Origin of the sequence: Halobacteriovorax sp. GB3 (assembly GCF_028649655.1) — a bacterium.
Lineage (GTDB): Bacteria > Bdellovibrionota > Bacteriovoracia > Bacteriovoracales > Bacteriovoracaceae > BSW11-IV.
The window spans coordinates 1170941-1197090 of sequence record NZ_JAQSLN010000003.1 but is presented as its reverse complement, the minus strand read 5'-3'; the positions used below and the strand labels follow the sequence as shown (position 1 = coordinate 1197090).

25 protein-coding genes are annotated in these 26150 nt (G+C 37.4%); 14 read left to right on the top strand and 11 right to left on the bottom strand.

Annotated features, from left to right (window positions below; translation table 11 throughout):
• The first annotated feature begins 19 nt into the window (after positions 1–19).
• A complete protein-coding gene (locus tag HBN50_RS12130; protein WP_273870363.1) occupies positions 20–682 on the top strand; it encodes an O-methyltransferase in 663 nt (220 codons plus the stop codon).
• A gap of 34 nt (positions 683–716) precedes the next feature.
• On the opposite strand, the gene HBN50_RS12125 is transcribed toward HBN50_RS12130, so the two are convergent.
• The 4 genes from HBN50_RS12125 to HBN50_RS12110 all read right to left on the bottom strand — a co-directional run bounded on the left by HBN50_RS12125 (position 717) and on the right by HBN50_RS12110 (position 4279).
• Positions 717–1235, bottom strand: coding sequence for a hypothetical protein (locus HBN50_RS12125; protein ID WP_273870360.1), 519 nt, complete (start codon positions 1233–1235; stop codon positions 717–719).
• A 184-nt stretch (positions 1236–1419) separates the two neighbouring features.
• Complete coding sequence (locus HBN50_RS12120; protein ID WP_273870358.1) at positions 1420–1818, bottom strand: bacteriohemerythrin; 399 nt, start codon at positions 1816–1818, stop codon at positions 1420–1422.
• A gap of 192 nt (positions 1819–2010) precedes the next feature.
• Positions 2011–3789 carry an Lnb N-terminal periplasmic domain-containing protein gene (locus HBN50_RS12115; protein ID WP_273870356.1) on the bottom strand — a complete coding sequence of 593 codons (1779 nt, stop codon included), beginning with the start codon at positions 3787–3789 and terminating at the stop codon, positions 2011–2013.
• 7 nt (positions 3790–3796) lie between these two features.
• Complete coding sequence (locus HBN50_RS12110; protein WP_273870354.1) at positions 3797–4279, bottom strand: DUF3015 family protein; 483 nt, start codon at positions 4277–4279, stop codon at positions 3797–3799.
• Between the two features lie 140 nt (positions 4280–4419).
• Between HBN50_RS12110 and HBN50_RS12105 the strand changes: the two genes are divergently transcribed.
• Both HBN50_RS12105 and HBN50_RS12100 read left to right on the top strand, forming a co-directional pair.
• Positions 4420–6732: a DNA polymerase II gene (locus tag HBN50_RS12105; protein WP_273870353.1), complete on the top strand. Its 2313-nt coding sequence runs from the start codon at positions 4420–4422 to the stop codon at positions 6730–6732.
• A 9-nt stretch (positions 6733–6741) separates the two neighbouring features.
• Positions 6742–7002 carry a hypothetical protein gene (locus HBN50_RS12100; RefSeq protein WP_273870351.1) on the top strand — a complete coding sequence of 87 codons (261 nt, stop codon included), beginning with the start codon at positions 6742–6744 and terminating at the stop codon, positions 7000–7002.
• On the opposite strand, the gene HBN50_RS12095 is transcribed toward HBN50_RS12100, so the two are convergent.
• A complete protein-coding gene (locus HBN50_RS12095) occupies positions 6967–7308 on the bottom strand; it encodes a hypothetical protein (protein ID WP_273870350.1) in 342 nt (113 codons plus the stop codon). The genes HBN50_RS12100 and HBN50_RS12095 overlap by 36 nt on opposite strands.
• Positions 7309–7383: 75 nt before the next feature.
• On the opposite strand from HBN50_RS12095, the gene HBN50_RS12090 reads away from it, so the two are divergent.
• The 4 genes from HBN50_RS12090 (at position 7384) to HBN50_RS12075 (ending at position 11038) form a co-directional block, all read left to right on the top strand.
• Positions 7384–8295 (top strand): YhjD/YihY/BrkB family envelope integrity protein, encoded by a 912-nt coding sequence (locus HBN50_RS12090; RefSeq protein ID WP_273870348.1) that lies wholly within the window; start codon positions 7384–7386, stop codon positions 8293–8295.
• Between the two features lie 71 nt (positions 8296–8366).
• Positions 8367–8591: a YggT family protein gene (locus HBN50_RS12085; protein WP_273870347.1), complete on the top strand. Its 225-nt coding sequence runs from the start codon at positions 8367–8369 to the stop codon at positions 8589–8591.
• A gap of 75 nt (positions 8592–8666) precedes the next feature.
• Complete coding sequence (locus HBN50_RS12080; RefSeq protein WP_273870345.1) at positions 8667–9980, top strand: hypothetical protein; 1314 nt, start codon at positions 8667–8669, stop codon at positions 9978–9980.
• Between the two features lie 101 nt (positions 9981–10081).
• Positions 10082–11038, top strand: a complete 957-nt coding sequence (locus tag HBN50_RS12075) for an FtsB family cell division protein (RefSeq protein WP_273870344.1) — start codon at positions 10082–10084, stop codon at positions 11036–11038.
• Here HBN50_RS12075 and HBN50_RS12070 read toward each other — a convergent pair.
• A complete protein-coding gene (locus HBN50_RS12070) occupies positions 11027–11548 on the bottom strand; it encodes a DUF192 domain-containing protein (RefSeq protein ID WP_273870343.1) in 522 nt (173 codons plus the stop codon). The two genes, HBN50_RS12075 and HBN50_RS12070, sit on opposite strands and share 12 nt — an antisense overlap.
• A gap of 36 nt (positions 11549–11584) precedes the next feature.
• Here HBN50_RS12070 and aspS point away from each other — a divergent pair, with 36 nt between their 5' ends.
• Both aspS and HBN50_RS12060 read left to right on the top strand, forming a co-directional pair.
• Positions 11585–13375, top strand: a complete 1791-nt coding sequence (gene aspS / locus HBN50_RS12065) for an aspartate--tRNA ligase (protein WP_273870341.1) — start codon at positions 11585–11587, stop codon at positions 13373–13375.
• A gap of 136 nt (positions 13376–13511) precedes the next feature.
• On the top strand, positions 13512–14273 hold the full coding sequence (locus HBN50_RS12060) for a substrate-binding periplasmic protein (RefSeq protein ID WP_273870338.1): 762 nt from the start codon (positions 13512–13514) through the stop codon (positions 14271–14273).
• Positions 14274–14280: 7 nt separating this feature from the next.
• Here the strand turns inward: HBN50_RS12060 and HBN50_RS12055 are convergent, their stop codons facing one another.
• The 3 genes from HBN50_RS12055 to HBN50_RS12045 form a co-directional block, all read right to left on the bottom strand.
• Positions 14281–15258: a trypsin-like serine peptidase gene (locus HBN50_RS12055; protein ID WP_273870336.1), complete on the bottom strand. Its 978-nt coding sequence runs from the start codon at positions 15256–15258 to the stop codon at positions 14281–14283.
• A gap of 80 nt (positions 15259–15338) precedes the next feature.
• Positions 15339–15845 carry a hypothetical protein gene (locus HBN50_RS12050; RefSeq protein WP_273870335.1) on the bottom strand — a complete coding sequence of 169 codons (507 nt, stop codon included), beginning with the start codon at positions 15843–15845 and terminating at the stop codon, positions 15339–15341.
• Positions 15846–15952: 107 nt separating this feature from the next.
• Positions 15953–16411 (bottom strand): SH3 domain-containing protein, encoded by a 459-nt coding sequence (locus HBN50_RS12045; RefSeq protein WP_273870334.1) that lies wholly within the window; start codon positions 16409–16411, stop codon positions 15953–15955.
• A 152-nt stretch (positions 16412–16563) separates the two neighbouring features.
• Between HBN50_RS12045 and ablB the strand changes: the two genes are divergently transcribed.
• Positions 16564–17415 (top strand): putative beta-lysine N-acetyltransferase, encoded by an 852-nt coding sequence (gene ablB, locus HBN50_RS12040; RefSeq protein ID WP_273870332.1) that lies wholly within the window; start codon positions 16564–16566, stop codon positions 17413–17415.
• Positions 17416–17487: 72 nt separating this feature from the next.
• Complete coding sequence (locus tag HBN50_RS12035; protein WP_273870330.1) at positions 17488–17775, top strand: hypothetical protein; 288 nt, start codon at positions 17488–17490, stop codon at positions 17773–17775.
• 5 nt (positions 17776–17780) lie between these two features.
• Here HBN50_RS12035 and HBN50_RS12030 read toward each other — a convergent pair whose 3' ends face one another.
• Positions 17781–18455, bottom strand: a complete 675-nt coding sequence (locus tag HBN50_RS12030; protein ID WP_273870329.1) for an RDD family protein — start codon at positions 18453–18455, stop codon at positions 17781–17783.
• 246 nt (positions 18456–18701) lie between these two features.
• Here HBN50_RS12030 and HBN50_RS12025 point away from each other — a divergent pair, with 246 nt between their 5' ends.
• Positions 18702–19922 (top strand): ABC transporter substrate-binding protein, encoded by a 1221-nt coding sequence (locus HBN50_RS12025; protein WP_443135175.1) that lies wholly within the window; start codon positions 18702–18704, stop codon positions 19920–19922.
• Positions 19923–19931: 9 nt separating this feature from the next.
• The gene (locus tag HBN50_RS12020) at positions 19932–22202 is read left to right on the top strand and encodes an ATP-binding protein (protein WP_273870327.1); all 2271 of its coding nucleotides are present in this window, start codon (positions 19932–19934) and stop codon (positions 22200–22202) included.
• A 13-nt stretch (positions 22203–22215) separates the two neighbouring features.
• Here the strand turns inward: HBN50_RS12020 and mutS are convergent, their stop codons facing one another.
• The gene (gene mutS / locus HBN50_RS12015; RefSeq protein ID WP_273870324.1) at positions 22216–24879 is read right to left on the bottom strand and encodes a DNA mismatch repair protein MutS; all 2664 of its coding nucleotides are present in this window, start codon (positions 24877–24879) and stop codon (positions 22216–22218) included.
• 174 nt (positions 24880–25053) lie between these two features.
• Between mutS and lptC the strand changes: the two genes are divergently transcribed.
• Positions 25054–26145, top strand: coding sequence for an LPS export ABC transporter periplasmic protein LptC (lptC, locus tag HBN50_RS12010; RefSeq protein ID WP_273870323.1), 1092 nt, complete (start codon positions 25054–25056; stop codon positions 26143–26145).
• Positions 26146–26150: the final 5 nt, after the last annotated feature.

Sequence of the window (26150 nt, the reverse complement as noted above, 5' to 3'; positions counted from 1 at the left end):
TAAATATAGAGGAGATAGGGTGAGATTTATCAGCGAAGAAATTGAGCAATATGCTATTGAAAAGAGTAATACACCAAGCGGTGTCTGCGATGAGATTGAGCTTAAGACTAAAGAAAAATCATCGCTTCACCATATGATGATTGGAAAACTAGAAGCTTCTTTTATTGGATTTTTAATTCATTCGATTGGTGTTTCATCTATTTTGGAAATAGGTACTTTTACTGGCTACTCCGCCATGGCTATGGCCTATGAATTAGCAGAAGATGGACAAATTACGACGGTCGATAAGAATTCTAAGGCACAAGAGAGGGCTAAGTTCTTTTGGTCTAAAGATCCTGTCGGTCAAAAAATTACGGCCCTAAGTGGTGATGGACATGATGTTCTTCGAAACTTAATTTCTAAAAGAAAAAAATATGATCTCATTTTCATTGATGCAGATAAAAAGGGTTATCTGGATTACTTAAAACTCTCGCTAGAGCTTGTAAGCGACAAGGGGATCATTGTTATTGATAATGTTCTTTGGAGCGGGAGAGTGGTTGAGTCGATTGAAGAAAAAAGTGGAGAGAAGGAAAAGTCGACAGAGTACCTAAGAGAGCTCAACGACTTTATTGCTTCTTCCTCTGAACTCTATGGGACTTTAATGCCTCTTAGAGACGGAATTTTTTTAGTAAAGAAGATATAAAAAAAGGCCGAAATGAATTCGGCCTTTTAAAACACTATAGACATTCGAAGAGATGAAATGACGTTTGGAAATCGTTTGGACCATCTGTGAAGTCCACAATAATTCCTTCGCTGCTTTCTCTAGGATTTTCATACCATTGTTCATCAAAGTTAAGTAGGTCTTGTTCAATAACTACTTTTAGAAGTTTTAACGCTTCTTCTTTTGTTCCTTTGTAGCAAGATTCTTCAAAAAGAACTTCATAGCGAAGATCTTCATCTTCAAAGAAGTTAAATAACTCACCGTCTAGATTGGCAAGAAAAGAACTTGAAAATTCTATTTCATGAGTGGTCTTACTTGCTAAAAGAGCGCGAGCTCTTTTTAGTCTGTCTTTATATTTGATTAATTCTTCATTCTTTTTGGCGTCGATGGCCTCGTCGAGCAATTCTCTTGCGATGTCCATTTGCTCGATCGAAGCTGAATCGACGAATTTGAGAGTTGTTGTCTCAAGATTCGCACTAGCGGTGTGTGTAAGCGCTATCGAAATAAAGAATGTGATGAATTTCATGATCTGCATTATGTTTCCCTCAATTTGCGAATGACTTTGTAACAATCGAGGGCTTTAACGACCAATATAATTTATAGACGTAGTCCTTATAAAAATTAGATAGAACTCATAGTCGATTATATTTCTAAGAGATAGTGAAGAGTAAGTGGTTGCTTTTATTGAACTCCCTCCCCGTAAAGGGAGGGAGAATTGATTAGGCGGCGAGTTTTCCGAAGGTTTGACCATACTTGCGGTCAATTCCCATAATATGGGCAGAGAGCCACATTTTTAAAAAGGCCACGAGATCATCTTTGTTGATTGTTCCAGAATCGATTTGTTCTCCAAAGCCTTGAACTTTAGCAATGAGATTCTTATGGATAATTTTATGCGATCCAAGCCCTTCGTAATTTTCTCTCTCCATGAGGGCCTCCTCATCTTCAAAGTGCTTGATGCAATAGGTGGCCATCTTTTTGAAAGCTTCTGCAATTCCACTATCCTTGTCGAGGCAGTCAATTAACTCATTGATATAGCCGATTAAAACTTTATGTTCATTGTCCATTTCATCGACACCAACACTATAATCATCACTCCATTCAAACTTTGTATAGGCCATAGAATCCTCCCTATTCAAATCATATTTTAAGTGAGTATAAGGACTGTCAGGGGAGAAAATATGATCTATCTCAGTAAGTTGAGAGAAGGTAGATAAGTGTTCAATTAACAATGGGTTAGTTCAAAAAATCTTTAAGAGAATTCTAAGAACGCAAAGAAAACCTGAATTGATTTGATCTAAAAAATTGGCATTTTAATAACTGAAAGAAAAGTTTAGCTCAATTTCATGTTCTCTTTCTTCGAGTGCGTATAAGGTTTTTAGGCGCAACTGCTGGCCTTTTAGTGGAAGAGATAAGCTAAGTTTTAAAAGTGGACCTTCATTAATTTGCTTTCTTTTGGTTAGGGACCTTTGAATCAGTGCTTCGATGGAAGCGTTGAGTGAGCCTTTTATGATGAGTCCGATATTTGGGATCAGGCGCAGGTCGTGATTATTTTTAAGTTCCTCGCTTAAACTGAGCTTTGTTTTAATTAAAGAAAAAAAGCGCATGGAGCCTGATAAGGATTCAAATGCAACTCCTGGACCTAGTTCTATAAATGTCTCTCTTCTTTGGGCCAGAAATGTTTTTTCGTGGGAAATCTTCCAGGCGTATGAAGGGGTCAATTGATGATTACTTGGCTCTATTGAAAGAACATCGATAAGTGTAAAGCGGTCGAGTTTAAATTGATTCTCATTGAGGATTGTAGAGATTTTTAAAAGTTCTAGTCTTGAAAAGGGAATATGACCTAGGTCGGGATCGAGTTCGTCATGCCATCCTAGTCGAAAATTAATCGTCAAAAAGTTCTCATCGAATCGATTTAAATATCCAAAACTAAACTTTTGAGGACCATGGGCAAAATGGGGAAGCGAGTCCTCTTTGATCGTTACATTGTAGTGTCCAGATTCTTTTGATCGCAAATCTAGTAATGATTGATAGAGTGCTTTGTCTTCTTTTTTTAACAGATGTTTCTCTTTAAAACTTTTGTACTTATAGTAGTAAAGTGCCGTATCTAGAGAAGTAATTGAATAGTTCGATTGATCTCCTTTTAGAAGAGAATCGAGTTCATTTTTTTGGGAGATAGTTAACTGATTGAAGCGATTTAAAAATTCACTTCTCAAAGAAGGGCGATGTGTTTTATAAATTGCAATCTTCTCATCAATTAAGACTTTTACCGTATCGATTGGTGAGACGTAAAAAGGAAGGTTTTTTAGAAAGCTCTTTTCTGGGAAAAGGGCCTCCATTAAAGCGAGTAGTTGAAAAGAACAATTTTCATCAAAGAAATAATAATGAGAAAAACCATTGCTCTCAATTTCCCAAATCATATCGATAAATAACTCGACTTGTTTTTGAGTTAATTTTAATTCGTATTCAAAGAGATCACGGCTTTCATAGTTATTATATTCATTTACTTTGATGTAGTAGGGGGCCATGGAAAAGTGTCCTTCATAGAGACCAAAAACTCCAAAGATGGCAAATTCAATTCCTCCATCACTTCCCGTTGTCGCTGCATAATTTAGTCCATAATCGAGTATATCTCTTTTTCTTTTAGCCTTCTTCGATTTGTGAGAGTTGATTCTCATAAAAGTGTGTCCAAAAATACTGGCGGGATTATTGGGATAGCTCGAGGCGAAGATAAGAGAGAGGGAGCTTGCATCCAATCCATTTTTCCAAAAGAAGTAATCATCGCATTTTTCTTGAGGGGAGAGGTTGAGATGATCTTTTAAAAGGCGATAGCGTGCTGCGAAGGCACACTTTATTGGTTGTTCAATATTTCCTTGGTAGATTTTATTCTCTTTAAAGGCACTTATTGTTGCCTCAAGTTCTTTTAGAGGATTTGTTTTTCCATTTTTTGCTAGAAAGAAGCTTGGAGCATCGATTCGGCTTTCATAACCAGTGGAGACTTTTTCATACTGTAAGAGTCGAAGCCAAGTTTTTGATTGTGAGAAAGATTGAGTATCAAAAGCAAAAGAGGCCCCCATTAAAGTGGAGGCCAAGAATGTATTAAATAAGATTTTGAGTACAAGTCGTTTTAAGAACGTCATTACTTTTCATTACTTCTTTTATATTACCAATCATTTGGATTGGAGAATTTGTTTTCTTATTAAAGATAGATTGGTAATTTTCTTTTGTCATTGCATTGAATTCATTTTGAACACTCACTGGGCAACCGAGAGTGGCAGCAAAGCCATCTAAGTATTCTCCATGGCCCATTGCCATTTCGAGGCGAAGGTTTTCCATATTTGCCTCAGCATAATAAACTGGGGCCATTTCATTTTTTACGATACTGTGACGAGAACAACCACTTGTTCCAGTTGTGATCCCAAAAAGCTGTGAAGAAAATGAATGGTTTGTTGTCATTCGAAAGAGTGCAGAGATGATCGAACTCTTTTTCCAGATCATTGATCCTAGACCACAACCAACACTGCTATCAGCGAATGTTTGAATGGAAAATAATAGTGAAATTGCGAAAATAAACTTCTTCATGGTGACCCTCCGTGGTAACTGCATTTTGTTTAGTTTACCTGAGCGGAGCAGAAGGTTCAATGGGCTTTGTTGACCCCTTGCTCCATTGCCAAGGTCTTGATTATTTCATAATGTTTGGGTTTCAAAAAACAGGGTATTTAATGCAAGGTTTCATCTTAACAGCAGCTTACGAAGATAGAGCGCAAGGACATCTCCTCAAGTATTTCGGAATTTCAGATCAGGGGCCTTTTTGCGTCATAATTGATCAAAATTCTCCAGTCTTTTTTATTGAAAGAGAGGCCAAGTTTTCAAGGTTGTCTGTTTCTTATGAAAGAAAGTCGGTGGGACTTAAAAGTTTTCGCGGACAAGCTGTTGATGCTCTCTATTTTAAAACTCAAAGAGATCTCTTCACAGCTCGAGATGAGCTTCAGCGCTTAGGTGTCCGTTCGTATGAAGCTGATGTACGCGCTGAAGAGCGCTATTTGATGGAACGATTTGTGAATGGTTCTGTGCAAATTGATGGCCCTTCTAAAGTTGAAGAGGGCATGATCACTTTTTTAAATCCTAAGCTTTCAAAAACAGAGTATCGACCACGCTTTCATATTTGCTCTTTGGATATTGAAACTTCATTTGGCAATGATCTCTATTCCATTGGTGTTCATTATAAAGGTCCTAAGGGCGAATATAAACATGTTCATATGGTGGGAGAGGATTTTGAAAAGAGAGATGAAAATCTAACGATCTATCCAGGGGAAGCTGAAGTTCTAAAGGCCTTTTATGATGAATTCATAGCGATTGATCCCGATATCATTATTGGTTGGCACATCATTGGATTTGACTTTAAGTTCTTAGAGAGGAAATTCAGTCAGTATGGTCTTCGCTTTAATATTGGTCGAAAGAAGTCAAAATGTCAGATTACAGAAAAAAAAGGAGCGGGATGGTTTTGCAACATGGATGGACGTGTTGTTGTGGATGGACCTCCGGCCCTAAGAGCTGCCTTTTATCAATTTGAAAACTTTAAACTAGAAACTGTTGCAAAAGAACTTCTTGGAGTAGGTAAAGATATTTCAAGTGCGGGAAGCGATAAAGTCGAAGAGATTGAAAGACGTTTCCATGAAGATAAAGCGGGCCTTGCAAAATATAATCTTCTCGACTGTACACTTGTTCACGATATTTATGAAAAGACAGGTCTTTTAAATTTAATCGTAACAAGAACTCTCTTGAGTGGCCTATTAATGGATCGTATTGGTGTTTCTACTGCCGCCTTTGATTATTTCATGCTGCCTAAAATCCATCGTAAGGGCTTTGTTGCTAACAATGTGATTGATATTCAAAGAGAGGGGCATGCGGCCGGTGGGCACGTTCTTGAACCCAAAGAAGGACTGCACGAAAATATTATCGTTTTTGACTTTAAAAGCCTTTATCCTTCAATTATTCGCACTTTTAAAATTGATCCTTACTCAAGAATCATGGCCCAAGTTAATACAATTGAAACTCCTACTGGACATCAATTTTCAAAGACTGAACATATTCTTCCTCATTTTATTTCGATTCTTTTTAATAAGAGGGCCGAAGCAAAAATGATAGGGGACCAATATCTTTCTCAGGCCATTAAGATTCTTATGAATTCTTTTTATGGTGTCATGGGCTCTGGTGGCTCTCGTTTTTATCACGCCGACCTTCCTACTGCTATTACTGGAACAGGACAGTGGATTTTAAAAAAAGCGATCGTTTATTTAGAAGATCGTGGCTATGAAGTTGTTTATGGAGATACCGATAGTGTCTTTGTAAAAATTGTTATGAGTGATACAAGTAAGATGGAAGAGAAATCTAGTGTTATCGCTAAAGGCCTTAACGAGTATTTTCAAGACTTACTTTTAAAAGAGTATGGTGTTCATTCTGAATTAGAAATTGAATACGAAAAACATTATCGCAAGCTCTACCTTCCTCCTGCCAGAAGTGGTGAAGGAGGGGCCAAAAAACGCTACGCTGGTCTTATCATAAATAAAAACGGCGAGAGAGAAATCAAATTTGCCGGAATGGAATTTGTGCGCTCTGATTGGACAAAATTAGCCAAGCGTTTTCAATATGGACTTTATCAAACTCTCTTTGGAGGAGAGGAGGTTAAAGACTATATTCAAGATTTTATCAAAGTTGTTAAAGACAAAGTTGAACTCAACGAATTAATTTACACGAAGAGGCTAACAAAAGATGCCTCTGAATATATTAAGTCTGTTCCTCCTCATGTGAAGGCGGCCAAAATACTTCTTGAAAAAGACCCTGGCAGAAGTATTCGTAGGATTAGTTATGTGATAACGAGAAGAGGGCCTATGCCTGTTGAACTTGGGCCCACTGATATTGATTTTCAACACTATATTGATAAACAACTTCGACCAATTGCTGAAGATGTATTACGATTGAAAGATATTAATTTTGACGACTTGGTTATGGGTGACCAGTTGACGTTGTTTTAGGAGTTGAGGTTGAGAAAACACTATTATGCCAGATGGATTTTTGTTTTTGGAAGTTTAGGTATTTTAACTCTTGGTTACTTTATCTTTGAAAATAGAGTCCTACAATTTTGGTGTGATCACGAAGAAAATAACTCTGCCTGCTTTCTCCTCTCTAAAAAGCATAGTGACCTCGATCAAAGAAAGATCTATCTGGAAAAATCTTGTGAGCTCAAGTATGAGGCAGCTTGCAAAGAGCTAAAAAAAGAGCCTGAAATTAAGACCGAGCTTTAATTCTTCTGGTCTTTCAAGCGGTGTTATAAGCGTATTAGGATTGGCCGGATCAAATTGAAGAGAATTAAAGTCTTGATACAGGGGAATGGAAAAATTTGTTTCAATACTCACCGTGTTTTTTAAAAACTTCGAATGAAATTGTCTTTCGACTCCTACCTGTAAATTGAGAGGGTCCCTCTCTTTTCTTTCTTCTACATATAATTTTATTGGCGTAAGCGTTTTCACTTCATCATGAGCGAGAAGAGGGAAGTGCGTTTGCTGATTAGCAAGTACAGTGAATGGCAGAAGCAATAGTATCCATTTCATTAAGCTTGACTATAGACTAGCTTTTGACTTTTGAAAAGTTTGTCATGGAGGATCATGTAAGGTTAGGATAGTTAAATGGGAATGCAAAAAATCAAATCATTTATTTTTCTTTACATGAAAAGTTATGAACTCTTTCATGAAAAAAGAGGAGCTAATCTCGCTGCAGCGAGTACGTTCTTTCTTTTAATAACACTGGTTCCCTTGGGTCTTTTGTCGTTTAAATTAGTAGGACTTCTCCTCGGAGATGTTCAAGAAGTCATGGATGAGAGTTTTGTGATTATAACGAGATTCTTTCCCGACGTTCTACCTGAATTCATTGTTAAAATTAAGCAGGCCATCTCGCGACCGCTTATGGCGAGTTCCGGAATCACATTACTGAATATATTCTTTTTGGCCCTCTCTACTTTCTCTCTTTTTAATTCCATATGGAGTGGACTCTATCTTATTACAGAAAATAAAGGCCATATCTCTTTAAAGAAGGCCATAAAGGATCTCTTTGTTATTGGTTTTACTGTAAGCTTCTTAGGGACCACGCTTTTTATTCCAACCTTGTTAAAGCTTATAAAAGGTTTTTTAACGGATGCAAGGTTAATGGCAATGACCTTTGAGATCCTGCCAAAAGGTGATGTGCTTTTAAGTTTATGGCTCAAAGGAAATAGTCTTTTCTTTTCTCTATTTGAAAGTGATCTGTTCTATTTCACTCTTCTTGTTGCTTATGTGACAGTTCTCTTTCATTGGTTTTTTAATCGATTACTTATTTGGAAAGACTCCCTCTTTTGCGCTCTTTCGTTTGTTGTTTCTCTATCGCTTTTAAAGAGTTTGTTTTGGATCTATTTTAAATATGCACGAATTGGCCTCATTCAAAACTATGGGGACTTTTATACGGTCGTTTTTGGCGTGATGTGGCTTTATTTTGCAATGTGTTGTTTCTATTTTAGCCTCTGTCTATGTGAAGTCTTTGTAAAAAAAGACGTCAAGAGGGGTTAATTTCGTTGGGCCCTTGAGAGAGTGGAAAAGAATAATTATATTGTTCTTAATTCACTTTTCAGGAGCTACCGTTGATTCGCGCTTTAATTGATCTATATATTCTCATTCTCTTTGTCGATGTTATCTTAAGCTACATTCCACAATATAGAAGAACAGTGTGGGGACTTAAAGTTAAGCAAGTTTCAGACTTCACATGCGCTCCAATTCGCAGGATTCTCCCGCAACACGATCTGCCTTTTGATTTCTCTCCGCTAATTGTCATCTTAGGACTAAAGTTGATTGAAGCTCTTTGGTAAAGTCTTGCCATTCTGCGTCTCAATTCCTAGAATATTTCTTATACGTTTCTATGGGATGGGAATGAAGGTCGTTGAATGGAATCTAATCAAAATGAAATTGATTACCTAGCTGAGCAAACGCTTAAGCTCAGTGAGTCATTAAAAAATAAAACATTTTTAAATACTACGGTCTTCGACGAAGACCTTATTGAGTTTGAAAAGTTAAAAGAATCTTTCCAATTTGAACCTCTCGAAGTTAATGAAGAAGTGTGTGATCTTGATCTTAGTGAGTCTTGTGCTAGTTTAGAAGAAATTGAAGCTTTGTGTCAGGGGGTTTTAGGTCACGACCTTAGCTTTAGCGAAGAAGATCGCCAAAGAGATTTAAAAGAGGATTTTGTTTCTTATGAGTTTCAAGAATTAGAGTCAAGAACTCTACCTAATAGTGATGCACTCTCATTTTTTAAAGATTTTAATCTTCCGCTAGAGGAGGAGACGGAGCTTGTTGATATCGTTGTTGAGCTTGAAGAGCCTTGCGAAGAAATCTTTGAAGAAAATTTTAAAGAAAACGTTGAAGAAAAAGACGATGAGCTCCTAGATATCGTCGTCGATCTCGATGAAGATATTGAAGACTTCTTAGAAGAGGAAGAAGAGCTCCTAGATATCGTCGTTGAGCTGGAATGGGATGATGAAAATGATCTTACTTTTAATGAAGAGGAGATCGTTGGACCAGCTCTTGAAATTGAGACTGAACAAGAATGTGTTGTGGAACAACAGTCGGCCATTGCTTATCATGTTTTAGAAAGCTCTCTTACATTTTGTGTTAAGGCCATTGCCGTCAAGGATATTCATCAATTTGAATTAACTGATGAGGTGAGGGCACAATTAAAACTAAATCAGGATCAAGCGCCTGAGTTTTTTATTACCGACTGCTATGAAAGAGCGCAGCTAACTTTAACTCAAATCGCTAATCGTCGCTTCACTAAAGAAGAGGATATGATTTGTAATATTGGTGATCCTGGCTTTAGTTGGTGGCTTGAAAAATCAGATCACGGCTTTTCTATTTACTTTAAATCTTACAAAGTGAATCGCGTCGATGAAGCGATTCGTTTAGGGCCGCTAGGGGATGTCCAATATGCTGTTAGAAAGTTTTCATGGCTTTCAGCACTTTTTAAAGAACATTTCCCAGTCAGTGAATTTTCGTGTGATGATACGGCCCTGCATTTTTATACGTCGAAGCAAAATGATGAATCAATGAATCATCTTATTCAAGTTTTCGAAGAGGGGATATGTTCTTTTGATGAAGAGGACTTTCATTTAGAGAACGATTCACTTGGTCTTTTCTATTACTTGAGTGAAATCTCAGATATTCGTTCGTGGTGGTTGGATATACATGACGCTATGAATGCGTAGCGTTGTTTTTTTTTACGTCTAAGCACTTGAGAACAATCAGAATTTTGTTAAAATAAATATTGTAACAGGATGTTACAAACCAAACGAACAGGAAGTTAACGTTGGAATTTTCATTTAACAGACCTCAAGGAGAGCCTGCGCGCAGCTCTTCCAATCAATCTGGTGGTCAAGATCTCGCAAATGAGAGACTTAGAAAGGCCATTGAGAGAAATCGTCAAAAGAAACTTAAAAAGCAAGTTGGTTCTGGTGAATCAGCGCCTAGACCTGCTATGGGTGCTCAGGCTAGTTCATCTAGCTCTGATATGAACAGTCTGCAAGAAAGACTTCGAGCGCACAAAGAAAAAAAACTTGCTGAGCAAAAGAGAGAGCAGTCGCAAATGCCGCCACCCCCTCCGTCTGCTGGCGAGAAAAGGCAGAGTGCTCAAAAAGTTGATTCTCCTATAGGTGGCCCTTCTCTATCTGAAAGACTTAAGGCCAAGAAACAAGAAGCGCTCAATTCTCTTCGTTCTCCTGCTTCTAAGGCCAAAGCCGTTGATGCTGAAATGATCGAAGAAGAGGTGAGACCAACACGCAAAACAGTTGCCCGTCCTGATGATAGTGAACTTGTCGGTACGCTAAGAAAACAGGCCAAGGCCCCTGCAACAGTATCCTATGCTGAGCAGTTACCTGCTAAAAAATCTCCGGCCAGCTCTCGTGCTAAGAGAACAGTGAAAACGAAAAAAGGTGCTAAGAAGTCTTTGCAAGAAAGATTTAATGGTATTGTCGTTAAGAGTGGTTGGGTTTTTTGTATCTTTCTCTTAGGCCGTCTGATCTTTTCTGATGGGGGAATAGTTGATTTCTATGCAAGTAAATCCCTTCTTCAAGACAGAGTGAATGAGCTAACGAGAGTTGAAAAAGAAAATGTTCAGCTACAAAATGAAATTGAGAAAATTAAGTCGAATAAGAAATATCAAAAGAAAATTGTCCGAGATAACCTTGGCTTCATTGCTAGAGATGAATTTCTCGTTCTCTTTCCTAAAGATCACTCGAGGATTAAAGGGAAGAAATCATTTAATTAATTTTAAAAGAGATTGAGGGGGTGAAAGTTTCATCCCTTTTTTTATTCTTTTAGAAAGTGGCGAGTCGCTGCGAGTTTCAAGAACATACCAGCATTTATGCAATTGAGTTCTGGCTATGACCGGAGGTTCTTTCATTCCTGGGTGGGCCTTGATTGATCTCTCTACTGCGAGAACTTCAAAATTTTTACCTAGAAAGAATATGTCGAGATCAAAGTGAGTATCGGGCATCCAAAATTGTCGATACCCCTCTTGTTTGTAAACAAAGAGCATCGCTTGATCAAAGGCAAAGTCTTTGGACTTTACACCGGAGAGTCCTTGGGCCTGCTCTTTCATGGAAAGCGCCACATTGATTTTTAACGATTCATTTTTTGAAAGATTTAAGATGTGAGTGCCATTATTTTTATTGAGCTCTTTGGCCACTGTGCCTAGACAAAAAAACGATAAAACAACTGTGAAAGTCAGAAGTTTTCTAATGAGATTTGATGGCTTTTGCGTTATAAAAGTACTCATACATAAAACTCTAATAGAGAAGGGGAGATATATCAAATGACAAAACTAACTGGATTAATGCGTACGCATCATTGCGGTGAGTTAACTGAGGCCAATATTGGTCAAGAAGTAACTCTTTGTGGATGGGTTAATAAATATAGAAATCTTGGAAGTCTTCATTTCATTGATCTCCGTGATAAGTATGGTCTAACACAATTAGGATTTGCTGAATTTAAAGGTGACATGGCCCTTCTCAAAAAATGTCATCTCGAATCTGTTATTTTAGCAAAAGGTAAAGTTGCTCCAAGACCAGATGAAGCGAAAAACGATAAGATGACAACGGGAATGGTTGAAGTTCAAGTTGAAGAACTTCAAATCCTTTCAGAGAATGACATTAATAATATTCCTTTTCTTCCATTTGGTGCTATTGAAGCGACAGATGATAATAAATTAAAGTATCGCTACTTAGATCTTAGAACTGAAAAACTTCAGAATATGCTAAGACTTAGATCTAAAACGGCACAAAAGGTTCGTAACTTTTTATCAAATGAAGATTTCATTGAAGTTGAAACACCGATCCTTTATAAATCAACTCCAGAAGGTGCAAGAGACTATGTTGTTCCATCTCGAGTTCACCCTCACCATGTTTATGCTCTTCCGCAATCACCTCAGACTCTTAAGCAACTTCTTATGATTGGGGGAACTGACCGTTACTTCCAAATCTGTAAGTGTTTTCGTGATGAAGATTTAAGAGCTGACCGTCAGCCAGAATTTACACAAATTGATATTGAAGTTTCTTTTGCAACACAACCATTTATGAAGTCTCTAGTTGAAGGTCTGCTTAAAGATGTTTATCAATTAGACGACGATTTCACAGTACCTGTTATGAGTTATGACGATGCTATGAGAGATTATGGTTGTGATAAACCAGATGTTCGTTTTGGGCTTAAGCAATATGTTGTTAACGACATTTTTGAAGGAACTGACTTTGGTGTTTTTGCAAGCGTTCTAAAAGAAAACGGTCTTATTAAAACTTTCTTCGTTCCAAAAAGTGCTGGGACATTTTCTCGTAAAGACACTGACTCTTTTGTTGAAGTGGTTAAGCCACATGGTGGAAGAGGTGTTGCTTTCTTTAAAGTTGAAGAAGGTGCTCGTTCAGCAGGTATTTCTAAATTTGTTACTGATGAAATTCATGAAAAACTCAACGCTTTATCGAGTGAAACAGGGGATGGAACTTGGCTTTTCTTTGCTGATGCAAACGAAGAGGTTGCCCATGCTTGTGCCGATGCTCTTAGAAGACATCTTGGTTCGAAACTAGATCTTATCGAAGAAGGATATAAATTCTTATGGGTTAATGATTTCCCTCTTCTCGAATATGATGATGGACGTTTCTATGCGAAACACCACCCATTCACTATGGTTCGTGACGAAGATGTTGATGCCTTTATGAAAGCTGATCCAAAAGACCCTGAAGGTGGACTTAAAAAGATTTATGCTAACGCTTACGATATCGTTTGTAACGGGTATGAGATTGGTGGTGGATCAATTCGTATTTTCAATCAAGCCGTTCAAAAGAAAATGTTCGAAGTTTTAGGAATGAGTGAAGAAGAAGTGAATAAGCAATTTGGATTCTTTGTTGAAGCTCTTAACTACGGTGTTCCTCCACATGGTGGAATTGCTTTTGGTTTTGATAGAATGATTATGCTTTTGGCCGGAACTGAAAATATCCGTGATGTTATTGCTTTTCCAAAAACAACTTCGGCAAGTGATCTCATGTCATCTGCACCATCTGTGCCTTCTGCTGATCAGCTTGAAGAACTCCACTTTATGTGGTCAAAAAAATCGTAATGCCTTGAATATGTGATTTATTAAGAAGGGTCCTCTGTGAGAGGGCCCTTTATATTTCCCCCATAAGTTCCTGTTATAAAACATTTTTCTCTTTTTCTAATTAATCGCTCTAGAAATTAAGTCGATAATGAATGTAATGGAACAATATTTAAAAATTCTTTTTCATTCATTTCTATTTGTCTGTTTTTCAACGGCTTCCATGGCCGATGCCTCTAATGACATTCGAGACTATCATATTGTGACAGAGAGTTATGCGCCTTTAAATTTCAAATCAGCTAAAGAGGTAAAAGGTATTAGCGTTGAAATCATGGATGAGATCCTTAAGCGCTTTGATATTCAGGAGAAGAAATATACGGTCTATCCTTGGGCCAGGGCCTATAAGACAATACAGGAAAAAGAAAATACGATTGTTTTTTCCATGGTTCGAAATGAATCGCGCGAAAAGATGTTTAAGTGGGTTGGTCCGATTTATCCATCAGAGATAGCCATTTATGCTAAAAAAGCACGCTATCCAATTTTAAGAGATATTAGTGAAGTGGTTGACGGGGCAAAAGTTGGGGCCATTAAAAATGATATTGGAGAAATTGCTTATCTCAATGCTGGAGGGGATAAAAATCTTACCTATAATGTAGGGAGCGTTGAGCGTGGTGTAATGATGCTTGATTTGGAGAGAATTGATTTTCTCGCAGCAGAGTCACTATCTGTTCAATGGTTGATGAAAGTAAAGAAAATAGATATCACACAATTTCATCAAGTGTTTCATTTAAATAAAACGGCCTACTACATAGCCTTTCATCCTTCGACTCCAGATGTTCTTGTAAAGAGAATGCAAGAGATACTCGATTCTTTAAAGAAGGATGGGACATACGATAAGATCATAGCGAAATATCTGAGATGATAAAAGCTCACTGATCACAAATAAGCGGTATATTCAATTCACTAGTTAAAGAGGGAATGGGAATTTTTGTCGGTCCATCATTTTCATTCCATTGATAACTGTAGTCGGCGGTTTCAGCATAAAAGAGAACTTCTGTTACCTTCTTACTATCCACTTCAAAACTTCTCTGTTGATTTGATTCTATTTCAAACTTATCCGGAAGAGCGGATGTCTTAGATGTGACAAGGATGGACTCTTCACAACTATTAATGAAAGTGATTTTCACAGGTAAGTTGATATCGGCAAGAGGGTAGTTAATAAGATCTTCTCTTTTAGGTTTCATTTGTTTTGAGCGAATAGATATTTTTTCATCGCGCTCTAAAAGTGCGTGAGTGTGGAGGGCGACGACTTCATATTGCGATGTTTGAAAGTTAAATTGAACTAAAGGTGCTCCACTCATTCCTTTTAATGTTCGACAGTCATGCTGGAGAAGCGTGCCTTTATCATAAACCTGACAGTGACCAATAAATAGATCATTTTGCTGATCCTCGGGATAGCCAACGACAAAGGCATTTTGATTCCAGTGAACTTCCTCCTGTAAGGGGAAGTACTCAGTAAAGGAGTCTTTTTGATCAAAGTGCAAAATGGCCCAGTCATAATTATATTCTTGATCAGTCTTTTTCAAAATCTCTTGAATATACTGTTTAGGGATTTGATAAAATTTTGGAATAAGTTTTTTTCCAATAGAATACTTTCCATTGAGACCAAGATAGTAAGTAATTTCTTTGGCCCTCGTGTGGTCTTTTTTATACAGGCAGTGTGCCGCCGTCATAATTGATGTGTTTGATACTTGAAAGGCACTGCAATGACTTGATCCATCTGAGTCAAATTTGATTTTTAAATGCCCCAATCTTTGAATGAGAGGATTATCTTTTGAAATAGATTCAAGAGCATGAGTTTGGAAAGAGAGACTTAATCCTAACAGGAAGAGTAGTAGTGTTTTCATGGCCCTATTGTAGCGAGAGTTTCTGAATGAAAAGTTAAAATAGGGCCTAAGTTTTTCTCTATTTAATGGTCTTTAGCTGTTTAGTCTTTAAGAACTTTTAAACCCCTTGCAATATCGTATAAATAGCGAGCAGGAGCGACATAGTAACAGTTGAGAACTTCTTTTATTTTTCCAGCTTTAATTGATTCTTTAATGCTTTCAATTTTAAGGTGATCAGACTCTACTTGAATAATGTCCATCTTTTTTGCCGATTCTAGCTTATCCTGAATTGAATTTGTTTCAATCAATTCAGCTTCACTTTCGTGACACGTTGATTTTGATTTAATGACTTTATCTGTTTGAGCATCAACAGAAGTGATAAGTAGCTCATCGGAGTAGGGGTAGATTGTCTTTTGTTCTTTCATTTTATCTTCAACAATCATTGAAGAGTCTGTGAGTTGAATATCAATGACTTTCGTCAATTTACTCGAGATGATTTCTTCTTTGGAGAAATTCGCTTTTCCACAGTAGTAAAGGCCAGGATTAATATTACAGGCCATTGTGTTGATTGAAAAAAGTGAGAATAATGTCCAAAGAACGAGTTTCATTTCGTGAGTTCCCCTTGATTGATAAGTGTCTCTATTTAATCAGATTCCAAGATGGAAAGGGGGAGTTTTGAAAAAGAGTTAGGGGGTGTCAAAAGAGTAGACAACCCCTAGGAATTAGGAATAACAATCTTCATGGCACTCTCTTTTGGCCAAATATTGAATGTTGAGACCCAAAAGCGTCTTCTCCACTTATCTTCCACAAGATTACAGCCAATAGACTTCTCTACGACTTTAAATGAGGATTTGTAGTGAATCTTGATGGCATCAGGTTCTTCCTTACCAGGGCAACTGATATTGCTCTTATCGAGTACATAAATGCATTGAATACTCTCATCTAAAAGAGTGTGATAGAGCCAGCCTTTGAGATTGTGGCTTTCGACTTGAACCCATTCGTTTGATTCTGATTTTGAAATGACTTTTAATGGAGCATATTTTTTAAGAGTTCCCAAAAGCGCCGTCGAAGAGTCCGGTCCTGAACGTAAATTAGCTTTATATTTGGCAACACAAGCAGAAAAAGAAAGGTTTGTGAGCGACAGGAAAATTAGCAGTGAGAAAAATAACTTCATAAAACGACTCCGTGTTTATCGGCATTTTAGCGCGTTTCAAACTTATTACAAGCTTAAGAAAAAAAAGCGTTCGGCTTTACCGAAAGATCATCTGTTTTTCAATGTATCTTCTTTAGCCTGTTGGTAGCGTTAAAGAAGTCGGAGGTTAGGAAATGTCCTATGATCAAATTAAAGTCATTGATGGTACAACTTGCCAATACGGAGAACACAACGATCGCGTTTATCTCATGAAAGTTAATAAAAAGCGTCCAAGTGATTCACTAAAAATAGTTAGCGAAATTGCTGATGAAATTAATGCCGGAAAGATTTTTGTAAAAGTTCCAAAAGAAACGTTAAATACATTTGATAAAGCGGGATTTAACATCGAAGCAAAAGTGCCCAATCTCTATGAGGGTGAAAGTGATGGCTACTTCCTTTCAAAATATCTTGATGAAAAAAGAGAGAGTATCAATAGTGAAGAGGTGATGGATGTGATTTCGATTGCCCAAGAAAAAGAAACCCTCAAAACTCTTCCTACACTAAGTGACTTTGAGCTTAGAGAACTTCATAAGAGCGATACAAAGAAAATGGTAGGAATTTATAAAGAGGTTTTTCAAACTTATCCTTTTCCCATTCACGAAGAAGAATTCATTAAAAGCTGTATGAATGATAATGTTCGCTTCTTTGGTGCTTTTAATGAACAAGAGAAGCTTGTCGCTGTTAGTTCAAGTGAAATGGATAGAAAGCAAAAGAACGTCGAAATGACTGACTTTGCAACTCTTCCGGAATATAGAGGGGCGGGGCTTGCCAGTCATCTTCTCGATGAGATGGAGAAAACTCTTATTCAAGAGGAGGACATCAAAGTCGCTTATACGATCGCACGCGCCAAGTCCTATGGAATGAATATTACCTTTTCTAAAAGTGGCTATCAATACGGTGGGACACTTAGAAATAATACCAATATCTCTGGGGCCATTGAGAGTATGAATGTTTGGTATAAAGAGCTTTCAGGTCAGTGCGTTTAAAATCTGATTAAATTTGTAAGTTACTGAAAAATAACTAATTACACTGGCCATAACTTCTGATATCATAGAGTTATGGCCGTACGTTTAGATGATGTTTGTAAGAAGGGCTCGGGATCGACTAAGTCGCTACTAGACATGGTTCTCGATCGAAAAGAGGCCCGTTACAAATCAAAAAATGCAAAGAAAAAGTCGCTGCGCCCTTGGCAGAATTTCAGAGATAAAATCTCTGATGAGCGCTACTATAAGAAAAAAAGTAAGGTCATGAAGCCTTTTAGTGACGCTGATCTTTCAGATGATGAAAAATTAGAACTTCAAATTAAAGAAAGGGCGCACGAGCTCTTTAACAATCTCGAACATTAAACTTCCTAGCTAACTTTACGGGAAAAACGAATTGAAACAGGATCTTCTGGAAAGAGATCGTTGTTTGTCGCACTTAAACCAGAATCTTCAAGCGAAGCAAGCATTTCTAGCTCTTCAATACTACAAACATGACTATTTGATAGAAAATCCGGAAAGCCTTTAGAATCTTTTCTAATAAAAGAAAGTGCAAATGGCCAAAAGCCTACAAACCAGCAAATAAAATAGCTCATTGTGCGCGTAACACATTCTCGCGCCGAAAGTTCTTCACTCGTTGAGTGGTTAGGTAGAACGCGCAGATTGAAAGCTATTTTCCCAGGACTCTGCCCCTTGTTGAGATAGTAACTCAAAAAGAAATAACCATTAAAAACGAGTGTTAGAGTCAAGAACTGAATTGATAGTAAATTAAAGCTTATATCGGACTTAATTTGATTGGTAAAATGAAAGAAGTAGGTATCCACAAAGCTCATAAAGCTTAAATGAAGCGCCTTATTCACAAGGAAAATGAGAGTGAGATCAAGGGTAAAGGCGTAGACACGTCTTTTAAGAATTGATCTTCTTTCTACTTTTTCTTTTGGAATGGTAAGCGTTTGTCTTTCATTCATCATCCCACTTATCGGCCATCGCAAGAAATAATCAAATAATGGCCTGAAGAGGCACTCACTAGGAAAGATTTTCGTCATAAATGAGAATTATTAGGCTTACTTAATAATTCATTAATATTCGGGAAAAAGATATCAGGGGATTAATGTAAGTAACTAAATTTAAATTTAATCTTCCAAATATACGAACGGTGAAAGGTGTTTAGAAATTATAATATCTTGAGAATAATTTTAAACATTTAAAGACTTTTCAACGAGGACCTTGTGACAAAAAAAAATAAAGGTAGTGAAATCAATCGACGTCAATTTCTAGTCAATTCTTCTAAAATGGCCATAGGTGTAGCGGGCGCTTTAAGCTGTCCCAATATCATTGCAAAGAAAACCGTTACTTTAAAAGTCATGGGAACACACGTAACTTTGCAGGAAGAAATTAGAAAAAGAGCAATGAAAGAGCTTGGGATTAACATTGAATTTTACCCTGGAGGGAGTGCCGCCGTTTTACAGAAAGCATCAACTAATCCCGAGAGTTTTGATATTTACGAGCAATGGTCTGATTCAATTAATATTCTCTGGCAGGCCGGGGCGATTCAGCCAATAGAAATTGAAAGGCTTAAATATTGGAATGAAATCAATGATCTCACTAAGAAAGGTCGTGTCTCTGAAAAAGCAAAGCTTGGCCTAGGAGATGCTCCAAACAAAATTCTCTATACCCAAAAAGATGGAACTTTAAGTTCAAAAGAAAGTAAAATGATTAGCTTCATGCCTTATGTTCATAACGTTGACTCTTTTGGTTACAATACAAATTTTATCGCTAAAGGAAAGGCCTATGAAACTGAGAGTTGGGCCTGGCTATTAGATGAAAAGCACAAGGGAAAAGTTGGGCTAGTTAACGCTCCCACAATTGGAATCTTCGATGCAGCTCTAGCGGCTCAAGCGAGAGGGCTCATGAAGTTTAAAGATATGAGCAATATGACAATCAAAGAGATCGATCAATTATTTCGAATTCTTATTGAAAGAAAAAAATCTGGTCATTTCTCTGGATTTTGGACTTCTGTTCCTCAATCTGTTGACTTCATGGTTAAAAATCGTGTTCATATTGAATCCATGTTTTCACCTGGTGTTTCTGGTGCGAGAGGGATGGGAGTTCCTGTTGAATATGCAGCACCCAAAGAAGGGTATCGCGCTTGGCATGGAGTTATGTGTCTCTCATCAAAGTCAAAAGGTCATCAAAAAGAAGCTGCTTATAAGTATATGAACTGGTGGCTCTCTGGTTGGGCCGGAGCCTTCATTGCAAGACAAGGTTACTATATTTCAAATGCTGAACGTTCTAGAGAGCTTCTCGCTGCCGATGAATGGGGTTATTGGTATGATGGAAAAGTCGCAACAAGAGATTTAAAGGGAACAGATGGGAAAATTTCTGTGACCAAGGGAAGTCTTCGAAATGGCGGCTCTTATCAAGAACGCTTTAGTAATATCGCTATTTGGAATACGGTAATGGACAATTATGACTACAGCCTTGATAAATGGTATGAGTTTTTAAATTCGTAAGGAAGGGTCGTGCTCTTAAAGAAATTTAACAATCTTTCTATAAAACTTAGAACATCTCTGTTCTTTGGATTGCTTTTAGCAATCTTTACGATTCGTCATTTTATTTTTGTTAATATTTCTAATAATGTTGATCGCAACGTTCATAACCTTGAAAATCTTGTTCAGGTTTCTATTGATGTTATGAATATCAATAAAGAGATTTCTGACCTTCAAAGAAATACTCTTGTCTATAGTACAACGGGAAGCAGTTCCGTCTATGAGAAAATGATTAAAACCCATCAAAAGGTTTTAACGAACTTGAGAGCAATTTCATTAAAAATGATTCAAGATAATAAAAGAGAAGTTGTTAGCGACATGATTGTCGTTTTAAAAAGATATGAAGACAACTTAATGGATCTTCGCCTTCGTCATAAAAATCGAGAAGAGTTTCTTAATAAAAAGCTCCCTGCAATCATTGATAAAGGTGAGCAGGATTTAAACTCCCTAATCAATCGATTAAAGAACAAGCAGTCAAAAAACTATATTGAAACAAATCAAATACTAAAAGAGTGGCTTAAAAGTTATTTATTAGCGAAAGCTTTCTTGGAAAAAAGAGACTACGGAATTAAAAAGAAGACTTTATCATACTTCACAGATATGAGTAAGCGTATCAATTCTTTGAACATTGATGAGTCAGAGAAAAATATACTTCTTAAAAATGTTAAGGATTTTCGGAATATCTTCAATCGCTCGATACAAGTAAATCGTGTTTATCTGTCTTTGATTAATGTTGTTATGGCCGGAGAAGCCTTTGAATTTACGCGTCTTGCAGATCGACTCACGAAGCTCAGTCTCACAGAGTTGGAACAAATTAAAGAAGTTAATAGAAAGCAATTTGAAGAATCAAACCATTATCTAAACATCTTTTTTATCGTTTCTATTATTGTCATTATCATTACTCTTCTTTATTTCTCAAAATTTATTGTAAATCGCATATCAGAGATTTCTTATGCCTTTAAAAAGCTGACTGATGGAAAAGTTGAATCGGTTATACCCTACGTTGAATATAGTGATGAAATTGGGCGTCTAGCGAATGCCGCGAACTCTTATAAGTCTTTAAACGAAGAAGTGCTCATTGAAAAAGAGAGAGTTGAGAAACTTGCAAAAAGTAAATCTGAGTTTTTAGCAAATATGTCTCATGAAATTAGAACTCCTATGAATGGAATTTTAGGAATGGTTTCGATTCTCTCTGAAAGTGATTTAAGTGATAAACAAAGAAAGATGCTTGAGACGATTGATTCATGTGGGGAGAGTTTACTAACGATTCTAAATGATATTTTAGATCTCAGTAAGGTGGAGGCGGGAACAATTGAGTTTGAAAGTGAGTTTCACTCTTTAAAAAGTCTCATTTACGATATTCATTTTCTCTTTAATTCTAATGCTAAGAGTAAGGGAATTGAGTATGAATGTCATATTGAAGATGCAAAGAATGCCCCAGATTTAATTAAAACAGATATCACTCGCTTAAAGCAAATTTTGATTAACTTCATAAGTAATGCCGTTAAATTTACCAATGAAGGGAGAGTTGAATTTCTCATTCGTTATAAAGAATTAGATAAATCACTTTATCAATTTGAGTTTGAAGTACGTGATTCAGGGATTGGAATCGAAAAAGATTCGATCTCAAAGCTTTTCGATTCTTTTACTCAGGCAGATTCATCCATTACAAGGAAGTTTGGTGGAACAGGTCTAGGTCTTGCTATTTCTAAAAAGCTTTCTGATCTCATGGGTGGTGAGATTGTTGTTGAAAGTGAAGTGGGCAAAGGGTCTATTTTTAAGCTTCGAATTAATCTAGAGGGAAAAAACGATACAAGCGAAGAGAGTCAAGTTAAAGAAGCTTCTCCTTTAGAACCAAATTCTAAACTCGATATTCTCGTCGTCGAGGATAACGATATTAATATCAAAGTTTTAAAAATGGTTCTTAAAAACTTTAATCAAGACTGTGACATTTCTAAAAATGGACAACTGGCGGTTGAAGCAACAACGAATAAAGAATACGATCTTATCTTCATGGATATGCAAATGCCTGTTATGGATGGAATAAGTGCGACGAAGATCATTCGAACCTTGGATAAAGGTAGATCACCACGAATTTATGCCCTTACGGCAAATGCTTTTGAAGAGGATAGAAAACGCTGCTTTGATGCTGGTATGAATGGGTTTTTAACAAAGCCGATTCGCTCGGAAAAAGTCCTTGAAGTTTTAACAGAAGTTCAAAAAGAAAAAAAAATGGGTGCCTAGAAAGCACCCTTTTTTATTGAAGTAATTGTCTTAGTTGATCGAGCTTATTAATGGCCTGAAGAGGAGTCATGTTATTGATATCGAGAGTTTGTACTTGAGACTCAAGATTCTTTAAATGCTCTGGAATCTCTGGCTCTAGATGAACATCGCCAAAGAATGTTAGCTGAGTACCTGATTGAATACTCTCTGGTTCTTCTTTTGTGATTGTCGTTTGAATTTGAGATTTCTCATCACTTTCAAGTGTACATAAGAGCTCACTTGAACGATTTAAAATGGTCTTAGGAAGTCCTGCAAGCTTTGCGACATAAATACCAAATGATTGTGATGCTCCTTTTTCTACCAGACGGTAGAGAAATTGAACGTCACCATTATTGTTTTGAGTCTCAACCGTTAAGTTCTTTGCTTGTTCGAGCCCATCGGCGAGATCAATTAATTCATGATAGTGAGTTGCAAAGAGGCAAAGGGCCTTTGTTTTTTGAACAAAGTGCTCAACAAGCGCCCACGCAATACTCATCCCGTCGTAAGTCGATGTTCCTCGTCCCACTTCATCGAGAATGATAAGTGATTTCTCTGTTGCGTGTCTTAAAATCTCTGCTGTTTCGGCCATTTCAACCATGAATGTCGATTGACCTTTTAGAATATCATCACTGGCACCTAGGCGAGAGAAGAGGTAATCACAAAGTCCAAGCTCTGCTTTTTGAGCTGGGACGAATGAACCAACTTGAGCAAGTAATTGCACGATGGCAACTTCACGCATAACCGTTGTCTTACCGGCCATGTTGGGACCTGTAATTAAACCAAAATAAACAGACTCATCAAGAGATAAGTCGTGCGGTACAAATTGATCTCTAATAATGGATTTGATGAGAGGGTGCCACATTCCTTGAAGTTGAATTTGCTTTTTTCCTTCTGTGAAGACCGGTCTTTGAAAGTCTTCTTGAATGGCGATCCATGCGAAACTTTGAAATGAGTCAAGAGTCGCAATGACATCAGAGAGTTTCATAATAAGAGTATTTAATGAGGCAACCTCTTGAATAATCCCTTTGAAAATCTCTCTTTCAAGACGCTCTAATTTTTCCTTGGCCGTAATGACTTCTTTTTCAAAAGTCGTAAGTTCTTCAGTTGTGTAGCGCTCTGAGTTTACAAGAGTCTGACGTCTGATGAAATTCCCTGGAACTTTATCTGAATGAATCTTAGAAACTTCAATAAAGTATCCGGCAACATTATTAGATTTAATTTTTAGTTTAACAATTCCCGTCTCTTCGCGGTAGCGTGCTTCAAGATCAAGAAGTTCATTGGCCGCTCCTTGAGAGAGTTTTGCAAGTCGGTCTCTCTTTTCATCTGCACCTGAGCGGATGAGGTTCCCTTTGTCGAGGCTTGCTCCAATCTCATCATTAATTGTATTAACTATTTTTGCTGAGAGGTCTTGAAGAGTTTTCAGATCTTTCTTATTAAAACTTTCAAGAACATCTACTGGAAGTTTTTCTAGTTCAGGAAGAAGCTTCTTATAAACAAGGTTTGCATTGGCAATATTGAGAAGGTCTCCTGCATTGGCCTTTCCTGTTGAGATCTTTGCCATAATTCTCTCGAGGTCACGAACTTCTGCGAGCTCTTCTCGAATAAGATCGAGAAGGTCCTCATCATTAATGAGATAGTCGATGAGGTCGTGGCGTTTTTCAATTTCTTTCTTATCGCAAAGAGGTGAGAGAAAAATATTTCTCAGCATTCTTGAACCAAGAGATGTTTGAGTTTTATCTAGAAAGCCCAAAAGGGAGTCTTTATATTGTTCTCGCGTTCTTGGGAGAATCTCAAGACCTGTAAGCGTTGGAAGTGTTACTTTCATAACGCCTTTATTACTTACCATTCTAAAAGGTCTAATATGATAGAACTCTTCAGCTGATTGAGTAGAGCAAATATAGTATGAAAGAGCACCGACTGGAGAGAGGATCTTTTCATTGAGTGAGATGATCTTATCTCTTTTGAAGGCCGGAATAAGCTTTTCAATGTAGAGCTCTGTATATTTTGATTCAAAGTATTCGCTAGAAAGGTGAGTCTTAAGAATACCTGTTGCATCAATAAGAGTCTCAAGTGCTGGGTATTCATCCCACTGACCAAGGAAAGTAATAAACTCTTTAGGCGCAATCATGCGAAGACGATTAACGAAGTCTTCAAATGTATCGAGAATTTGTCCGGTGAATTCACCCGTTGTAAAGTCAATTGCTGTTAAGTAATACTTGTTATCAACGATCGCCCCACTGGCCATATAGCGATGCTCTGATCCTTCAGCTTTTTCTAAGTCGAAAGGCATTCCAGGAGAGACGACCTGAGTGACGGCTCTTTTTACGATTCCTTTTGCTTCTTTTGGGTCTTCTACTTGCTCGCAAATAGCGACTTTTAAACCATGGGCCGTAATTCGATCGATGTAAGTAATCGCTGCATGGTGAGGGATTCCGGCCATTGGAATAGGCGTATCTCCAAGCTTACCTCGATGAGTTCTTGCAATATTCAAAATCTTTGCAGCATTCTCAGCATCATCAAAGAAGACTTCATAAAAGTCACCCATGCGAAAAAGGAGCATGTGGTCTTGGTAGTTCTTTTTGATGTCATAGTATTGCTTCATCATTGGTGTGAGTTTCACACCTTTTTGTAAAAGGTCTTCCAACGTTTTGATACTCAAGATATACCCTTGGTTTGCGTGTGTTTAAAAGGCGCCAAAGCATAGCATGTGGCCTTTTTATCGTAAAGAAACTTCCCTTGTCTCGGCGCAAAATTAGACCTTATTACGAGGGGTTAGAGAAAAGTTCCTCGCACCCATTTGTGGTACTTCTCCTCTTGTAAAATCTCCTCTATAATGAGCATAAGATTTCAAAGACTTATCCCTAATTCTTATTGGGCCTTTGAAGCATTATTTACAGAAAGCAAGGACGGCTCTCGCATGAGTGGAAAGAGGCATCTCTTTATCATTGGAACATTTTTTCTCTTTAGTTTGCTCCTTATCGTTGCTGGGCAAAATAATTCTTGGAAAAGAACATTCGTAAATAATGAGGCCATAAAAATGGTTAAGGATATTTACAGTTCTGAGAGTTATTTCTCCAATGTGAATTACTTTCTCATGGAAAATGAAAAACCTACCATGCACCTGGATTCCACTGAGCTATCTATTGATGGTGTTAGTGAAGATGTTATTTTCTCAAATCCTAAGGGCGTCTTTTTTACTGAAGATCAAAAGCCAATTCACTATATTGCTCAAAGAGGTTTATGGATTAAGAAAACTGAGAACCTCATCCTCAATGACAACATCGAAGTTCGTCACAACGATTCGATCATCACAACGGATAAAATGACTTACAACGCTTTGGACGGTGAACTTACGGCCAAGGGAAATGTTCACAGTACGAGCCGCAGTGAAAATGGTCTCGAGGATATTGAAATCCTCTCTGAGCAATTGCTCTCATACCCAATGAAAAACTGGAGTCGCTTTCTTGGAAATGTTCGCGGGAAGGTTAATCGCAAGAGGGCCTACGAAGAGAGTATCCAGTTTTGGTCAGATCAGCTTGAATTGGATATGATTTCTAACTTGTCGAAATTAGATGGTAACGTAAGGTTTAAAAAACAAAGGGTTACAGCGACTTCTCTTCGCGGGGAAATCTTTTTAGAAAACTATAACAAAAAGCTCAAGTATTTCACTTTGTATGACGATGTAGTTGTTAAGGAGAGAGTAATCATCGGGTTGAAACCTGATGGAACTCCCGGTGAGCAGTTTGAGCGTAAGGCCTTTTCTGACAAATTAGAAGGCTTTATGAAAGACCGAACACTCGTCCTTACGGGCTACCCAAAAGTCATCCAAAGAGGTGATGTCATCAAGGGCAATATTATTACGCTTCGTGAGGATAGTGAAATTGTTGAAGTCGATGATGCCAATTCAAACTTCAACATTAGGTAGGAATT

Bases quoted from the DNA above. Each gene is read 5' to 3' on its own strand.
- HBN50_RS12125 (WP_273870360.1), bottom strand. From the start codon at position 1,235: ATGCAGATCATGAAATTCATCACATTCTTTATTTCGATAGCGCTTACA.
- HBN50_RS12120 (WP_273870358.1), bottom strand. From the start codon at position 1,818: ATGGCCTATACAAAGTTTGAATGGAGTGATGATTATAGTGTTGGTGTC.
- HBN50_RS12110 (WP_273870354.1), bottom strand. From the start codon at position 4,279: ATGAAGAAGTTTATTTTCGCAATTTCACTATTATTTTCCATTCAAACA.
- HBN50_RS12105 (WP_273870353.1), top strand. From the start codon at position 4,420: ATGCAAGGTTTCATCTTAACAGCAGCTTACGAAGATAGAGCGCAAGGA.
- HBN50_RS12095 (WP_273870350.1), bottom strand. From the start codon at position 7,308: ATGAAATGGATACTATTGCTTCTGCCATTCACTGTACTTGCTAATCAG.
- HBN50_RS12090 (WP_273870348.1), top strand. From the start codon at position 7,384: ATGGGAATGCAAAAAATCAAATCATTTATTTTTCTTTACATGAAAAGT.
- HBN50_RS12080 (WP_273870345.1), top strand. From the start codon at position 8,667: ATGGAATCTAATCAAAATGAAATTGATTACCTAGCTGAGCAAACGCTT.
- HBN50_RS12070 (WP_273870343.1), bottom strand. From the start codon at position 11,548: ATGAGTACTTTTATAACGCAAAAGCCATCAAATCTCATTAGAAAACTT.
- aspS (WP_273870341.1), top strand. From the start codon at position 11,585: ATGACAAAACTAACTGGATTAATGCGTACGCATCATTGCGGTGAGTTA.
- HBN50_RS12060 (WP_273870338.1), top strand. From the start codon at position 13,512: ATGGAACAATATTTAAAAATTCTTTTTCATTCATTTCTATTTGTCTGT.
- HBN50_RS12055 (WP_273870336.1), bottom strand. From the start codon at position 15,258: ATGAAAACACTACTACTCTTCCTGTTAGGATTAAGTCTCTCTTTCCAA.
- HBN50_RS12050 (WP_273870335.1), bottom strand. From the start codon at position 15,845: ATGAAACTCGTTCTTTGGACATTATTCTCACTTTTTTCAATCAACACA.
- HBN50_RS12045 (WP_273870334.1), bottom strand. From the start codon at position 16,411: ATGAAGTTATTTTTCTCACTGCTAATTTTCCTGTCGCTCACAAACCTT.
- ablB (WP_273870332.1), top strand. From the start codon at position 16,564: ATGTCCTATGATCAAATTAAAGTCATTGATGGTACAACTTGCCAATAC.
- HBN50_RS12035 (WP_273870330.1), top strand. From the start codon at position 17,488: ATGGCCGTACGTTTAGATGATGTTTGTAAGAAGGGCTCGGGATCGACT.
- HBN50_RS12030 (WP_273870329.1), bottom strand. From the start codon at position 18,455: ATGACGAAAATCTTTCCTAGTGAGTGCCTCTTCAGGCCATTATTTGAT.
- HBN50_RS12025 (WP_443135175.1), top strand. From the start codon at position 18,702: ATGGCCATAGGTGTAGCGGGCGCTTTAAGCTGTCCCAATATCATTGCA.
- lptC (WP_273870323.1), top strand. From the start codon at position 25,054: ATGAGCATAAGATTTCAAAGACTTATCCCTAATTCTTATTGGGCCTTT.